The 13,602-nt window shown below is 70.7% G+C and carries 15 protein-coding genes; 10 read left to right on the top strand and 5 right to left on the bottom strand.

Annotated elements, in window-relative coordinates; translation table 11 throughout:
• Position 1 precedes the first annotated feature (1 nt).
• The gene (locus ABD901_RS43795) at positions 2-781 is read left to right on the top strand and encodes a carbohydrate ABC transporter permease (RefSeq protein WP_345137094.1); all 780 of its coding nucleotides are present in this window, start codon (positions 2-4) and stop codon (positions 779-781) included.
• A gap of 21 nt (positions 782-802) precedes the next feature.
• Positions 803-3,250 carry a glycoside hydrolase family 127 protein gene (locus tag ABD901_RS43790; RefSeq protein ID WP_345137092.1) on the top strand — a complete coding sequence of 816 codons (2,448 nt, stop codon included), beginning with the start codon at positions 803-805 and terminating at the stop codon, positions 3,248-3,250.
• A gap of 216 nt (positions 3,251-3,466) precedes the next feature.
• On the opposite strand, the gene ABD901_RS43785 is transcribed toward ABD901_RS43790, so the two are convergent.
• Positions 3,467-4,618 (bottom strand): epoxide hydrolase family protein, encoded by a 1,152-nt coding sequence (locus tag ABD901_RS43785; protein ID WP_345137090.1) that lies wholly within the window; start codon positions 4,616-4,618, stop codon positions 3,467-3,469.
• 305 nt (positions 4,619-4,923) lie between these two features.
• On the opposite strand from ABD901_RS43785, the gene ABD901_RS43780 reads away from it, so the two are divergent.
• Positions 4,924-5,220 (top strand): hypothetical protein, encoded by a 297-nt coding sequence (locus tag ABD901_RS43780; RefSeq protein ID WP_345137088.1) that lies wholly within the window; start codon positions 4,924-4,926, stop codon positions 5,218-5,220.
• Positions 5,221-5,293: 73 nt separating this feature from the next.
• On the top strand, positions 5,294-6,061 hold the full coding sequence (locus ABD901_RS43775) for a CPBP family intramembrane glutamic endopeptidase (RefSeq protein ID WP_345137086.1): 768 nt from the start codon (positions 5,294-5,296) through the stop codon (positions 6,059-6,061).
• Positions 6,062-6,072: 11 nt separating this feature from the next.
• On the opposite strand, the gene ABD901_RS43770 is transcribed toward ABD901_RS43775, so the two are convergent.
• Positions 6,073-7,056, bottom strand: coding sequence for a zinc-binding alcohol dehydrogenase family protein (locus ABD901_RS43770; RefSeq protein ID WP_345137084.1), 984 nt, complete (start codon positions 7,054-7,056; stop codon positions 6,073-6,075).
• Between the two features lie 80 nt (positions 7,057-7,136).
• Between ABD901_RS43770 and ABD901_RS43765 the strand changes: the two genes are divergently transcribed.
• The 4 genes from ABD901_RS43765 (at position 7,137) to ABD901_RS43750 (ending at position 9,785) form a co-directional block, all read left to right on the top strand.
• Positions 7,137-7,511, top strand: coding sequence for a winged helix-turn-helix transcriptional regulator (locus ABD901_RS43765; protein ID WP_345137082.1), 375 nt, complete (start codon positions 7,137-7,139; stop codon positions 7,509-7,511).
• A gap of 31 nt (positions 7,512-7,542) precedes the next feature.
• Complete coding sequence (locus ABD901_RS43760; RefSeq protein WP_345137080.1) at positions 7,543-8,274, top strand: SDR family oxidoreductase; 732 nt, start codon at positions 7,543-7,545, stop codon at positions 8,272-8,274.
• A 63-nt stretch (positions 8,275-8,337) separates the two neighbouring features.
• Complete coding sequence (locus ABD901_RS43755; protein WP_345137078.1) at positions 8,338-8,877, top strand: DUF4240 domain-containing protein; 540 nt, start codon at positions 8,338-8,340, stop codon at positions 8,875-8,877.
• A 485-nt stretch (positions 8,878-9,362) separates the two neighbouring features.
• Positions 9,363-9,785, top strand: coding sequence for a nuclear transport factor 2 family protein (locus ABD901_RS43750; protein ID WP_345137076.1), 423 nt, complete (start codon positions 9,363-9,365; stop codon positions 9,783-9,785).
• Between the two features lie 165 nt (positions 9,786-9,950).
• On the opposite strand, the gene ABD901_RS43745 is transcribed toward ABD901_RS43750, so the two are convergent.
• Positions 9,951-10,487 carry a CGNR zinc finger domain-containing protein gene (locus tag ABD901_RS43745; protein WP_345137074.1) on the bottom strand — a complete coding sequence of 179 codons (537 nt, stop codon included), beginning with the start codon at positions 10,485-10,487 and terminating at the stop codon, positions 9,951-9,953.
• An 87-nt stretch (positions 10,488-10,574) separates the two neighbouring features.
• Here ABD901_RS43745 and ABD901_RS43740 point away from each other — a divergent pair, with 87 nt between their 5' ends.
• A complete protein-coding gene (locus ABD901_RS43740; protein ID WP_345137072.1) occupies positions 10,575-12,134 on the top strand; it encodes an aminotransferase class I/II-fold pyridoxal phosphate-dependent enzyme in 1,560 nt (519 codons plus the stop codon).
• A 118-nt stretch (positions 12,135-12,252) separates the two neighbouring features.
• Here ABD901_RS43740 and ABD901_RS43735 read toward each other — a convergent pair whose 3' ends face one another.
• Positions 12,253-12,717: a GNAT family N-acetyltransferase gene (locus ABD901_RS43735; RefSeq protein WP_345137071.1), complete on the bottom strand. Its 465-nt coding sequence runs from the start codon at positions 12,715-12,717 to the stop codon at positions 12,253-12,255.
• Between the two features lie 32 nt (positions 12,718-12,749).
• Between ABD901_RS43735 and ABD901_RS43730 the strand changes: the two genes are divergently transcribed.
• Positions 12,750-13,058 (top strand): hypothetical protein, encoded by a 309-nt coding sequence (locus ABD901_RS43730; RefSeq protein ID WP_345137070.1) that lies wholly within the window; start codon positions 12,750-12,752, stop codon positions 13,056-13,058.
• Here ABD901_RS43730 and trxA read toward each other — a convergent pair.
• Positions 13,055-13,492, bottom strand: a complete 438-nt coding sequence (trxA, locus tag ABD901_RS43725; protein WP_345137069.1) for a thioredoxin — start codon at positions 13,490-13,492, stop codon at positions 13,055-13,057. The genes ABD901_RS43730 and trxA overlap by 4 nt on opposite strands.
• Between the last annotated feature and the right edge of the window lie 110 nt (positions 13,493-13,602).

The raw sequence follows: 13,602 nt of genomic DNA, 5'->3' as shown, positions 1-13,602 counted from the left end.
CATGCGACGGCTGACCGGCGCGGCGCTCGCCATCCTGTTCCTGTTCCCGCTGGCGTGGAGCGCCTTCGCCTCCGTGCGCACCCCGAAGGGCTTCGGCCTGGAGAACTACGCCCGCCTGTTCACCTCCGACAACGGCATCCGCTTCGAGCACGTGTTCAACTCCGTCTCGGTCAGCCTGCTCACCGTCGGGGGCACCCTGCTGGTGAGCACGCTGGGCGGCTACGCGTTCGGCCGGTTCTCCTTCCCCGGCAAGGACGCGCTGTTCCTGCTGACGCTGGCGATCCTCATGGTGCCGTACGCGACCATCCTCATCGCCCTCTACGTGCTGCTCGGCTGGATCGGCCTGCAGGACTCCCTCATCGGCCTGAGCCTCGTGCTCATCATGTTCCAGCTGCCGTTCTCGATCTTCATGATGCGCAACTCGTTCGAGGCGGTGCCCAAGGAGCTGGAGGAGTCCGCGCTCATCGACGGCTGCACGTCCTTCGGCGCGCTGGTGCGGGTCATGCTGCCCGCCGTGCGGCCCGGCCTGATCACCGTCGGCCTCTTCGCCTTCCTCACCTCGTGGAGCGAGTTCTTCGCCCCGCTGATCCTGCTCAACTCGACCGACAAGTTCACCATGATGCTCGCCGTGGTGAACATGCGCACCGCCAGTTTCGGCGCCATCGACTACGCCGCGTTGGAGGCCGGCGTGACGTTCATGGCGGTGCCTTGTCTGGTGCTGTTCCTCGTCCTGCAGCGCAGCTACGTCCGGGGCTTCATGTCCGGAGCACTGCGCGGCTGACCCCCTGGTTCTGGAGGAACCATGCCCACCCGTCGCACCCTGCTCGCGGCCGGGGCGGCCGCCACCGCCGCCGCCGCCACGACCCTGGTATCCGAAAGGGCGGCGGCCGCCACCGCCGCCCGCCCCGACACCGGCGTGTCCGCCTACGCCTTCCCGCTCACCGCCGTCCAGCTGCTGTCCAGCCCGTTCACCGCCAACACCGGGCGCACGCAGTCCTACCTGCTGTTCCTCGACAACGACCGAATGCTGCACACCTTCCGGCTCAACGTCGGGCTGTCGTCCTCGGCCACCGCGTGCGGCGGCTGGGAGTCGCCGACCACAGAGCTGCGCGGGCACTCCACCGGGCACCTGCTCAGCGCCCTGGCCCAGGCCTACGCGAGCAGCGGCAACACCGCCTTCAAGACCAAGGGCGACGCGATGGTCACCGTGCTCGCCCAGTGCCAGTCCCGCGCCGCCACCGCGGGCTACAACACCGGCTACCTCAGCGCCTTCCCGGAGAGCTTCATCGACCGGGTCGAGGCGCGGCAGTCGGTGTGGGCGCCGTACTACACCCTGCACAAGATCATGGCCGGCCTGCTCGACATGCACCTGCTCGCCGGCAACGCCCAGGCCCTCACCGTGCTCACCGGGATGGCGTCCTGGGTCAAGTTCCGCAACGACCGGCTCACCCAGACCCAGCGCCAGAACATGCTCGACACCGAGTTCGGCGGCATGAACGAGGTGCTGACCAACCTCTACCAGCTCACCGGCGACGCCAACCACCTCGCCGCGGCGCAGCAGTTCGACCACGCCGAGATCTTCGACCCGCTCGCCTCCAATGTGGACAGCCTGAACAACTACCACGCCAACACCCAGATCCCGAAGATCGTCGGGGCGATCCGGGAGTACCACGCCACCGGTACGACCCGCTACCGCGACATCGCCGTGAACTTCTGGGACATCGTCACGAAGCACCACACGTACGCGATCGGTGGCAACTCCAACGGCGAGTACTTCAAGGCACCCGACCGCATCGCCAGCGAGCTGTCGGACAGCACCGCCGAGTGCTGCAACGTCTACAACATGCTCAAGCTCACCCGGCAGCTGTTCCTGACCAACCCGTCGCGCGCCGACTACATGGACTACTACGAGAAGGCGGTGTACAACCAGACGCTCGCCTCGCAGGACCCGAACTCGACGCACGGGTTCCAGTGCTACTACGTGCCGCTGCGGGCCGGGGGCATCAAGACGTACAGCAACGACTACAACAGCTTCGTGTGCTGTCACGGCACCGGCATGGAGAGCAACACCAAGTACGGCGACTCGATCTACTTCCACGACGGCGGCAGCACCCTCTACGTCAACCTGTTCATCCCGTCCGTGCTCACCTGGTCGGCCCGCGGCGTGACGATCCGCCAGGACACCACGTTCCCCGATGCCGGCGCCACGAAGCTCACCGTCACCGGCTCGGGCGCGTTCACCGTCAAGGTGCGCATCCCGGCGTGGGCGACCGGCGCCGCGCTGAAGGTCAACGGCGTCGCGCAGGCCGCGCCGCAGCCCGGCACCTACGCCACCATCAACCGCACCTGGGCCTCCGGCGACGTCGTCGACCTGACCCTGCCGATGGCCCTGACCCGCGAGGCCACCAACGACAACAGCACCGTGCAGGCCGTCAAGGTCGGCCCGATCGTGCTCGGCGGCCTGTTCGGCACCAGCAACCTCTCGGCCCTGCCGGTCCTCGACCCGGCCACGCTCACGGCGACGAGCACGCCGCTGCAGTACACCGCGAACGGCGTCACCCTCCAGCCGTTCTACAAGGTCCACGGCCAGCGGTACTCCGTCTACTGGTCCGTCACCGGCGGCCAGACGCTGCCCGCGTTCGTGGCACACTACCCGTTCGACAACAGCGCCACCGACGCGTCCGGCAACGGCAAGACCGCGACGCTGGTCAACGCCGCCTACACCACCGGCCGCACCGGCAGCGCCGTCAACCTCAACGGCAGCAACGGCTACGTCTCGCTGCCGGCCGGCATCCTCAACGGCGCCACGAACTTCTCGATCGCCCTGTGGGTGCGCATCACCACCGTCGTGGCCTGGTCGCGGGTGTTCGACTTCGGCACCGGCACCGGCGTCAACATGTTCCTGACCCCGCGCTCGAGCACCGGCACCGCGCGCTTCGCCATCACCACCGGCGGCTCCGGCGGCGAGCAGCGCATCGAGGCCCCGGCCGCCCTGCCCGCGGGCGCCTGGACGCACGTCGCGGTGACCCGCAGCGGCAACGTCGGCATCCTGTACGTCAACGGCGCCGAGGTCGCCCGCAACAGCGCCATGACGCTCAGCCCGAGCAGCCTGGGCAACACCACGCAGAACTGGCTCGGCCGCTCGCAGTACGCCGACCCGTACCTCACCGGCGCCATCGACAGTGTGCGGCTCTACAGCCGCGCCCTGACGGCTTCGGAGGTCTCCGGCTTCTACTCGGCCGGCAACTGACTGTTTCCTTAGCTCGCTGCGCTCGCGGTGGGGGAGCTCCGCTCCACCCACACCCCCTCACGACCTGCAGCGGGTGCACGGATCCCACAGCGCTGCAAGGGTTGCCCGACAATTGGCACTTCAACGGGGAACACGCCAATTGTCGGGCACTCCCAACCCGATGCCCGCGGGAACCGGTAGGGGAGAAGGGCCGCAGCGACCCGGCTCCCCCGCCGATCAGTACGGGCGAAGCGACGTGAAGAACTGTCTCAGTTCACCGGCGAGCAGGTCCGGTTCTTCGAGCGGCATGAAGTGTCCGCCTCTACCCGGTTCGCTCCAGTGCCGGATATTGGTGCAGGCGCGTTCGGCGATCTCGCGGGGGAAGTTGGCCTGCGAGGGTTCGGTGCTCAGGGTGAACGCGGCGGGAACGGTGATGGCGGGTCGTGGGCTGTTGTGGACGAAGTCGTAGTACTGCCGGAACGAGGAGCCGATGGCGCCGCTCGCCCAGTACAGGGTGATGGTCGTGAGCAGGGTGTCCCGGTCGAAACGGCTTTCCAGGTCCCCGTGGTTGTCGCTCCAGTCTCGGTACTTGTCGATGAGCCAGGCAGCCAGTCCGGCCGGCGAGTCGGCCAGGGCCGCGGCAATGGTGTCCGGCCGGGTGCCCATGATGGCGCTGTAGCCGCCATCTGTCTGGTCGTACGCCGCTTCGGCATCGAGATACGCCTGCTCGGCGGGTGACAGTGGGTGGGAGTCGAAGCTGGCCGGGAACGGTGGGTGGATCATGTGGATGCCGGCTACCTGCTCGGGGTACAGGGCACCCAGCCAGCCGGTGACCACGCCGCCGATGTCGCCGCCGAAGGCGCCGTAGCGTTCGTAGCCGAGGACATCGGTCATCAGCAGGTGCAGGGCCTGCGCCATCGCAGCGCGGGTGAGCGGGCCATTCGGCAGCTCCGAGTAGAGAAAGCCTGGCAGGGAGGGCACCACCACGTCGAACGCGTCGGCGGGGTTGCCTCCGTACCGGGCGGGGTTGGTCAGGCGATCGACCAGTGGCAGCATCTCCACGAAGCTGCTGGGCCAGCCGTGGCTCAGGATCAGCGGCAGCGGTGCTGGTGCGTCCGCCGGGCGCGTCCCGGGTATGTGGAGGAAATGCATGCGCCGGCCGCTGATCTGGGCCAGGTAGTGCGGGAGCGCGTTGAGTTCGGCCTCGCGAGCGCGCCAGTCGAACCCGTCGATCCAGTAGGACACCAGGTGCCGCAGGTAGTCGGGGTCGGTGCCGGCCCGCCATGGCCGATCGCCACTGGGTACGGTGAAGCGGGTACGCGCAAGTCGGGAACCTAAGTCGTCGAGTATCTCGTCGGATACGTCGATGCGGAACGGGGAGAAGGTCATTGTTCCTCCGGGTTGGAGGGCGCTCCCCGGCGCGAAATCAGCGGACAGGGATGGCCGGGTGGAGCGCCCAGACGTGACGTTGGGTGTTCACCGGGCTCACCTCCCCTCATCGCTGACGGGGGTCACTCTACACATCCCCATGCCGAGCAGGGCGTAGGGTATGCCCTCGCCGAAGAGGAGGTCGTGGCCCTCGGCGCCTTCGGCGGCGGCCTCGGTACTGCGGGGGAACATGGCCCGCTCGTACTCGGTGACGGCGGTTTCGACATCGTCGGGGTGGGCGGCGATGGCCTTGGCGAGCTCCGACGTTGATCGCCCGGCTGCGCGTGTTCGAGCACGAGATCGAGGCGGCGCTGGCCGAGGAGCTCGAATCCGACGAGCGCTTCTCGGGGGACAGCGCGCTCCTCGCCGCGCTCGTTGTCGCCGCGTACCGCATCGTCGTCGTCGCGACCGTCCGACGCCGGCTCGCCGGCGACGACCTCGCCGACATCACGACGGACCATCAACGGCGCTTGAACCAGGCGTTCGACGTGATCGAGCATGGCATCTCGGCCGTATCCGGACTCCCGGTTCGGCCGCGACACCGTCGACCACCACGGACGTGAGCGATACCACCGGACCGCGCCGGACCGGTTGCGCAGGGTGCCGCGGCTCGTCCGTGCCCGGCAGAATGCAGCCATGTTCACCGTCGCCCCGGACCTGTCGATGGTGCCCCGGTTCGGCGTCGCCGGGTGGACGATCGTGCTGGTCGCCATCGGATACCTGGTGGTGCTGACGCTGCGGGGCCGCCGGGCCTTGCTGATGCTGCAGGCCGCCCGGCCTGCGGACCCCGCCGCGCTGGTCACGTTCTACCGCCGCAACGTGACCCGGAAGATCGGCTTGCTGCCGCCGGTCGCGCTGCTGCTCCTGGTGGTGCCCGGACTGCGGCCCGCGCACCTGGGGTTGGCCTGGCCGCACGGGCCATCCGCGGGTGCCACACTCGGCCACTTCGCCTATTTCGTCGTGGTCATCCTGATCACCGGCCTGTGGTGGCGGCGCAGCGCCCGCCGTGGTGAGCCGGTGCCGCGCCCGCGACGCCTGGAGATCCTGGTACCCGCTACCGGCGCCGAACGCCGATGGGCGTGGGCGGTCTCGATCAGCGCCGGAATTTGCGAGGAGCTGGTGTTCCGGGGCCTGCTGATCACGGCCGGGATCGCGGCGGGATGGCCGCCGATCGTCGCGGCGCTGGCCAGCAGCGTCCTGTTCGGCATGGCGCACCTGTACCAGGGCTGGCTCGGGATGCTGCTCACCGGCGCGTTGGGCATGGCGATGGCCTATTTCTACCTGCCCACCGGCAGCCTGCTGATCCCTATCGTGCTGCACACCCTGATCGACCTGCGAGGGCTGGTCATGGTACCGGCCGTGGCGACCCCACCCGAACCCGTCCAACGCGACTCGGTCAACTGAGCCGGGGCGGCTCAGCGGTGGACGACCACCTTGCCGACGGTCCGGCCGGTCTCGACCAGTTCGTGGGCGCGGCGCAGGCCGGCCGCGCTGAAGTCGCCGATGGCCTCGGTCATGGTGTGCCGCAGCGCTCCGTTGTCCAGCAACTCGGTCGCCTCGTCCAGCAGCCGGCCCTGCCGTTGCAGATCGACCGCACGGTGCATCGAACGGGCGAACATGAACTCCCAGTGCCAGCTGATGCTCTTCGATTTCAACGGATACAGGTCCGACCGCGCGTCGTCGATGGCGACGATCTCCCCGAACGGCCGCATGATGTCGGCGTACACCTCGATCTGGTCCTTCGAGTAGGCCGTGAACAGGTAGTCCACGCCGCCCGGCACGAGCTGCCCGGCCGCCGCGGCCAGCTCCCGGTGGCTGACGACGTCGTGCGCGCCCATCGCCCGCACCCAGTCGGCCGACTCGGGGCGCGACGCGGTACCGATGATCCGAAGCCCGGTCATCGCCCGCGCCAACTGCACCAGGATCGAGCCGACCCCGCCGGCGGCCCCGACCACGACGAGCGAGCCGGTCGTCTCCGGCGTCGCGCGGAGATGGTCGAACAGCGACTCCCATGCCGTGATCGTCGTCAGCGGCAGCGCCGCCGCCTCGGCGAAGGACAGGGAGGCCGGCTTGCGCCCGACGATGCGCTCGTCCACCGCCTGGAACTGGGCGTTGGAGCCGGGCCGGGTGATGTCGCCGGCGTAGTACACCTCGTCGCCGACGCTGAACCGGGTCGCGTCGCGGCCCGTCGCCACGACCGTGCCGGCCGCGTCGAACCCCAGGATCCGCCGGGCGCCGCCACCCGCGCGGACCTTGGTGTCGACCGGGTTCACCGAAACGGCCCGCACCTCGACCACGACGTCGTGCGAACCCGGCTGCGGAACGTCGACCACGTCGTCGACGAGCTCGCCGCCCACCGCGACGATCGCCGACATGCCACCTCGTACAAGCTGCGTCATGACCGCGACGCTATCCGTCGGGATATAGTTACCGTCAAGGGAGATTACTATCCTTTGGATACTGTCGAGATGAGGATTCGATGACGCTCGCGTGCCGCACGGGTGCACACGACGACCATGACGTCTACGGCCGGCTGTGCCCGTGCCGCGACGTGCTGGACCTCATCGCCAACAAGTGGTCGACACTGGTGATCGGCGCGCTCGAGGACGGGCCCCAGCGCTTCGGCGCCATCCAGCGCCGCCTGGAGGGCGTCACGCCCAAGGTCCTGACCGCGACCCTCAAGCGCCTCGAGAGCAGCGGCCTCATCGACCGCACGGTGTATCCGGCGGTGCCGCCGCACGTGGAGTACTCGCTGACCGCTCTCGGCGAGACACTGGTCGCCCCGCTCGCGGCGCTGCGCGCGTGGGCGGAGGCACACCTCGACGACGTCGAACCGTCGCCCGCGGCGTCGTGACCGACGCACCGGTCTGTTGTAAAAAGCTCAGATGACAACCAACACCGCCGCTGGGAAGGTCAGTCTCGTGACCGGGGCCAACAAGGGCATCGGGTTGGAGATCGCGCGACAGCTGTCCAGGCTCGGCCATACGGCACTGATCGGAGCGCGCGACGCCACGCGCGGCCAAGCGGCGGTGCGGCAACTTCAGGCGGAGGGACTCGATGCCGTGTTCCTACCGCTGGATGTCACTGACCAGCCGAGCATCGACGCGGCGGCGCACGCCGTCGAGGAGCGGTTCGGCCGGCTCGACGTGCTGGTCAACAACGCTGCCGTCGCCATGGACGATGCGCCGCCCAGCGGCCTGGACGTCGCCATCCTGCGTCGTACCTACGAGACCAACGTGTTCGGTGTCTTCGCGGTCATCCGGGCGATGCTGCCGTTGCTGTACAAGGCGGACGCCGGCCGGATCGTGAACATGTCCTCTGGCGCGGGGTCGCTCACGCTGGTCAGCGGCCCGGACTGGCGACCGGAATGGAACACGCTGGCGTACAACTCGTCGAAATCGGCGGTCAACGCCATCACGGTACATTTCGCCGCGGAGCTGCGGTCCACTCCGATCAAGGTCAACGCGGTCAATCCCGGCTACGTCCGCACCGACATGTCCCCGGAAGGCGACCGCACCGTGGAGCAAGGAGCGATTGCCCCGGTTCGGCTCGCCACCCTGCCGGCCGACGGCCCGACCGGCGGCTTCTTCGACGAAAACGGCATCGTTGCCTGGTGAGAGCCTACGAACTGGTTGGCGAGGGTTTGCGCGACGGTGACTGCCGGCCCGGAGCGTACCCAGATGAACGCGGACGGATTCTGGGACCTCATCGAGCGCTCTGCCGTGGCCGGGCCGTACGTGTGGCAGCGCGGCGACTGGCTCGAGGAGCGCATGCATGAGCTCAGCGACATCGAGCTGCACCATTTCCAGGACCTCGCCGACCACTACCGAGGCCTTGCCGATGACGAGCGCGTCTACCACGCCGCGGTGATCCTCGGTGGCGGCGCGTGCGGCGACTCCGGCTTCGACGGGTTCCGTGGCTGGCTGGTCAGCCTCGGCCGCGAGCGGTTCGGATGGGTCCTCGAGGACCCGGATCGCCTGGCCGACCTGCCCGAGATCGCCCGGCTGGCCGGCCGCGACCCACGGCACTGGGACGAGGACGAGCCGCATTGGGAGGAGATCGAGTACCTCGGGCTCCAAGAGATGGAGGATCGGCCCGGCGAATGCGGCCACGACGGCAGCGAGCCCGAGTACCCCGATGACATCCCCCAGCGCCACCGTGACTACGGACAACTGCCGCGGCTGACCGCGATGTTCGCCTACCTGCAGGCTCGTCCATGATGGTCGCATCAGGGCCGTCAGCCCGCTTGACGAGCCGGAACGGGTGGATATGACGAAGCGGCCGCGGTCGGAGAGGTCAGTGGGTGAGCGTGCTGACGAGCCTGCTGGCGATCACGGCGGTCGATTCGTCGGGCCCTGCCGCTAACGCGGGCTTGACACGCACGTGCATGGGCTCATCCCCGACGGTCGGGGCGACGCCCTCAGATCGCCTGGGCGCGTCATTGGACCAACAGACGGCTTTCACGCGGATCGTGCAAGATGAGGATGTTCAGTCCGCGCACCGGTCACGCGAACTTGCGAGCTCGCCGCGGCGACGCCATGGGATAACCGCCGCCGTGACCTTCTAGGGTCTGTCGCCGCCCTGGCCCGCAGCGTCGTGTATCGCACCAGCTCTGTGATCGCGGCGAGAGCGGCAACGTGATCAACCGGGAACGGGTTGAGCGTCACACCTCGGGGAAGGGACCCTGGGAAAGGAGGCCGACACCGTGGATGCGGACCAGCGGACCATTGCCGCGATCGAGGAGCACTGGCGAGCGTCGGAGGCGGGCGAAGTCGAGGCGGAGCACGCGATGTACGCCGAGGACGCGGTCCTGGACTACCCCCAATCGGGTGAACGGTTCCGTGGCCGCGCCACGATCGCCGCCCAGCGCGGCGCCCACCCCGCTGACCGACACTTCACCGTGCTGCGCATCAGCGGCGGCGGCGACGTGTGGGTGAGCGAGTGCGTCATCACCTACGACGGCACGCCCACCTACTCGGTGAGCATCATGGAGCTCACCGGCGGCCGAATCGCGCACGAGACCCAGTACTTCGCGGCTCTCTTCCCGGCGCCGCATTCCCGCGCGGGGCTCGCGGAGCAGATCCCGGGCTGGTCGCCCAGCGGTCAAGCCAGTCCGTCAGGGGCATGAGCGCGCAGCCGGCCTTGGTCCGGCCGGATCTACGCCTGCGGACAACGGCCGGTGTGCCGCCGGCGGACCATTCGTCCATAGCAGCGCCATCGATGGACTGCCGCCACCGCCGCAGACCTGGATCGCGTACCGCCGCGTAGGCCGCTGCGCGGCGTTGCGGGCGGGTCAAGGGCTGCTGAGGCGGCGGGCGCGGTAGGAGGCGGCCTTCACGCGGTTGCCGCACTCGTCCATGCCGCACCACGTGCGGTTGCCGGCCCGTGAGCGGTCCACGAACAGGCGCGTGCACGCCTCGCCGGCGCACTCGCGGATCGACGGCGCCGACTCCAGCAGGCCGATCGCGGCGGCGGCGATCGCCGAGGCCAGGGCGGTCGCGTCGCCGGTGCGCCGAACGCCGTCGGCGGTGAGCGCCGGGCGCGGGCCGGGCCGCGCCGCCGCGCCGTTGACCAGCCGCACGTCCGCCGGGCGCCGGGTGCCGTCCGGGTCCGGGCGCAGCATGCGGTACACCGCCTCGCGCAACGCCAGCAGCCCGCCGAGCTCCTCGCCGCTGACCCGCGGCGGGCGCGACAGCACGCCGGCGGCCACCGCCCAGCGGGCGACGTCGTCCGATGTGGACAGCAGCTCCTCGGGCGCGCCGCTGCGCCGCCACTTCAGCGTCGCCGCGAAGTCGAGCGCGAGGTCGCCGCTCACGAACACGAAGCTCACGTCACCACCTTGACAGGTGACGGGCGCTCGGCGCAAGGTAGCCGCGTCACCGGACAAGACGGTGACGCGGAGGAGGAGCGCCGGGCAATGATCACCGTCGAGGAGTACCTGGAGGCGACCGGGCGGGCCCTCGCGGGCATGGCCGGGATCGTGGGCGGGCTCGGCGACGAGCTGGCCAACACGCGGCCGCCCGTGCAGGGCGCCAGCTCGCCGTACGCGCTGCTGACCCACTGCCTGGGCGTGGTCGAGTACTGGGCCGGTGGCCTCGTCGCCGGGCGCGCCGTGGAGCGGGACCGCGACGCGGAGTTCACCAGCAGCGGGCCGGTGGCGCCGCTGCTCGAACGGGTCGCGCAGGCCCGCGAGCGGCTCGCCGCCGACGCCCGCGGCGCCGACTTCGCCGGCCCCCTGCAAAGCCCGCCGGACGCGGCGTTCCTGGGCCCGGCCGGCGTCGCGACGCAGGGTGCGGCGCTGCTGCACGTCTACGAGGAGCTGGCGCAGCACCACGGGCAGATGGAGATCCTGCGCGACCTGCTGCGGCCCCAGCGGCCCGTCGACACCGACCGGCTGCGTTCCGGCACGGGCGTGAAGTGGGGCTCGCTCGCGCCGGACACGCTCGGCGCGTGGGTCGCCGACATGGACCTCGGCATCGCGCCGGCGATCCGCCACGCGCTGCTCGACAGCGTCGACCGGGAGGACTTCGGCTACCCGCACTGGCCCGGCGGCGACCCGGTGCCGGCCGCGTTCGAGGCGTGGATGGCCCGCCGGCACGGCTGGACGCCCAGCGGCGGGCACACCCGCGTGTTCACCGACGTGCTGCAGATCCTGCAGGTCGTCGTCGAGCACGCCACCCGGCCCGGCGACGGGGTGGCGATCCACGTGCCCGCCTATCCTCCGTTCCTGGCCAGCATCGCCCGGGCCGGGCGGCGCATCGTGCCGCTGCGCGAGGACGGGCTCGGCCTGGACGACGGGGTCCGGCTGATGGTGCTCGTCAACCCGCAGAACCCGACGGGGCGGGTGTTCCGGCGCGAGGAGCTCGAGGGGTTGCTGGAGCTGGCCGAACGGCACGACCTGACGGTGCTCGCCGACGAGATCCACGCCGACCTGGTGTACGCGCCGCACCGCCACCTGCCGTTCGCATCGCTGGGCGAGGGCGCGGCCCGGCGTACCGTGACGACCACCTCCGCGACGAAGGCCTTCAACCTCGCCGGTTTGCGCTGCGCGGTGGCCCATGTCGGCCCGCCCGCGTTGCGCGCCGCGTTGGACGCCATGCCGCTGGATTTCTTCGGTACCCCGAGCACGCTGGGCCACCTCGCCACCGCGGCCGCGTGGCGGACCGGCGACGCCTGGCTGGCCGGCCTGCAGCAGACCCTGGCGGCGAACCGGGACACGGTGGCGCAATGGGCGGCGGGCCTGCCGATCGAGCACCGCAGGCCGGAGGGCACGTATCTGGCCTGGCTCGGCGGCGTGGCGGGCCCGCGCCCGGCGGAGCGCCTGGAGCGCACGGCCCGCGTGCGGCTGAGCGAGGGCGCGGAGTTCTCGGCGGGTACCGACGTCGACACCGACGCCTACGTCCGGCTCAACTTCGCCACGAGCCCGGCGGTCCTCGCCGAGATCCTCGAGCGCCTGACGCCGTCGATCGCGGGCTGAACACCGGGGCGCCCGGGCCGGTGCCGTGGCCCGGGCGCGCCCTCACGTGACACTGTACGGTTCGGACGCCGTCGCGAGGCGGTTGACCGGTCGCGGATGTTGCAACTGCGGCGATCGCTCAATCGGAAACCGGCACCGCCGCCGCCGAGCCGAGGGGTCGGCTCATCCAGATCGATGTCTCGGTGTCGAACCCGTGCCGGGCGTAGAAGCCGCGGACCCGCTCGTTGTGCGCCTCGGTCTCCAGGAACATCGCCGCCGCGCCCGCCTCGGCCGCCGCGGTGAGGACCCGGGCGAGCAGCGCGCTGCCGTGTCCGCCGCCGCGCTCGCGGACGTAGATCTCGTCGAGCAGCGCCTCGCGCCCGCCCGACTCGAGGCTCCAGCCCCAGGTGACCACCGCGTAACCGCCCCGGTCGCCCAGCAGCCACACCTGGCCGTGCTCGTCGGACTCCAGCAGCGGCCGCAGTGCCCGGGTGACCCGCGCCGCGTCGAACTCGTGCCGGTCGGCGTCGCAGAACTCGCGCACGAGCGGCAGCAGCCCGTCGAGGTCGGCCGGGCCGCCGCGGTACACCAGGGGTTCTCCCACCCGCGCCAATGTACCCGTGGGACACTGACGGGGTGCCCGCCCCGCTCGTCGTTGCCGCGCTCGTCGCGCTGGCCTACGCGGCGCTGATCGGCGCGCACGCCCGGGTGATCCGCCGCCACCGGGTGCGCGGCGCCTACGAGCCGCGCGCAGCCCTCTGGCTGGCGTCCCGCTTCGGCCCCTTGCCCGCGCCCGCCGACGCCGGCGAGCGCCTCGCCAGCACCGAGCGGCGCGCCACCGACGCGTTGCTGACCGGAGCGCTCGACCCGGCCGAGTACCGCGCCCGCATGACCGCGCTGGCGGCGCAGGAGGCCCGCGAGCGACCGCTGCGCGTCTCCCGCTAGGACTTTGCGGACGCCAGGGTCCGGCTCACCCAGTCGCGCAGCGCGGACGCCGGCGCCGCACCCGCCTGCCGCCCCACCACCTCGCCGTCCTTGAGGATCATCAATGTCGGTACGGCACGGACGTCGAACCGCAGCGACAGCCCCGGCGCCTCGTCGACGTTGACCTTCACCAGCTTGATCGTGCCGGCGAGGTCCCCGGCGACCTGCTCGAGCGCCGGCCCGACCGCCCGGCACGGCCCGCACCACGGCGCCCACATGTCCACGAGCACCGGCGTCGAGGAGCGCTCCGCCACGTCGCCGAAGGTCGCGTCGTCGGCGTCGACGATCCACGGCACCGCCTCCCGGCACTTGCCGCACACCGGCTTGCCGGCGGCGGCGCCGGGCACCCGGTTGCGCTGCCCGCACCGGACACAGGCCACGATCCGCGAAGTCATGCCGGATACGACAATCCGCTCCCGCGGCGCATTCCCGTCCAGGACCCCGCCCGTGCCTGGGACGCCACGTGCCTGGGATGCCGCGGCGCATGGCATGGCCGGTGCCTAGG

Source organism: Dactylosporangium darangshiense, from assembly GCF_039537565.1.
Classification (GTDB): domain Bacteria; phylum Actinomycetota; class Actinomycetes; order Mycobacteriales; family Micromonosporaceae; genus Dactylosporangium; species Dactylosporangium darangshiense.
Note: the sequence above shows the minus strand (reverse complement) of the source record. Positions and strands in the feature narration are given on the sequence as shown.

What these genes read in the sequence shown, in the direction of transcription:
- ABD901_RS43790 (WP_345137092.1), top strand. Translation starts at nt 803, where the DNA reads ATGCCCACCCGTCGCACCCTGCTCGCGGCCGGGGCGGCCGCCACCGCC.
- ABD901_RS43760 (WP_345137080.1), top strand. Translation starts at nt 7,543, where the DNA reads ATGACAACCAACACCGCCGCTGGGAAGGTCAGTCTCGTGACCGGGGCC.
- ABD901_RS43770 (WP_345137084.1), bottom strand. Translation starts at nt 7,056, where the DNA reads ATGACGCAGCTTGTACGAGGTGGCATGTCGGCGATCGTCGCGGTGGGC.
- ABD901_RS43740 (WP_345137072.1), top strand. Translation starts at nt 10,575, where the DNA reads ATGATCACCGTCGAGGAGTACCTGGAGGCGACCGGGCGGGCCCTCGCG.
- ABD901_RS43785 (WP_345137090.1), bottom strand. Translation starts at nt 4,618, where the DNA reads ATGACCTTCTCCCCGTTCCGCATCGACGTATCCGACGAGATACTCGAC.
- trxA (WP_345137069.1), bottom strand. Translation starts at nt 13,492, where the DNA reads ATGACTTCGCGGATCGTGGCCTGTGTCCGGTGCGGGCAGCGCAACCGG.
- ABD901_RS43765 (WP_345137082.1), top strand. Translation starts at nt 7,137, where the DNA reads ATGACGCTCGCGTGCCGCACGGGTGCACACGACGACCATGACGTCTAC.
- ABD901_RS43755 (WP_345137078.1), top strand. Translation starts at nt 8,338, where the DNA reads ATGAACGCGGACGGATTCTGGGACCTCATCGAGCGCTCTGCCGTGGCC.
- ABD901_RS43795 (WP_345137094.1), top strand. Translation starts at nt 2, where the DNA reads ATGCGACGGCTGACCGGCGCGGCGCTCGCCATCCTGTTCCTGTTCCCG.
- ABD901_RS43775 (WP_345137086.1), top strand. Translation starts at nt 5,294, where the DNA reads ATGTTCACCGTCGCCCCGGACCTGTCGATGGTGCCCCGGTTCGGCGTC.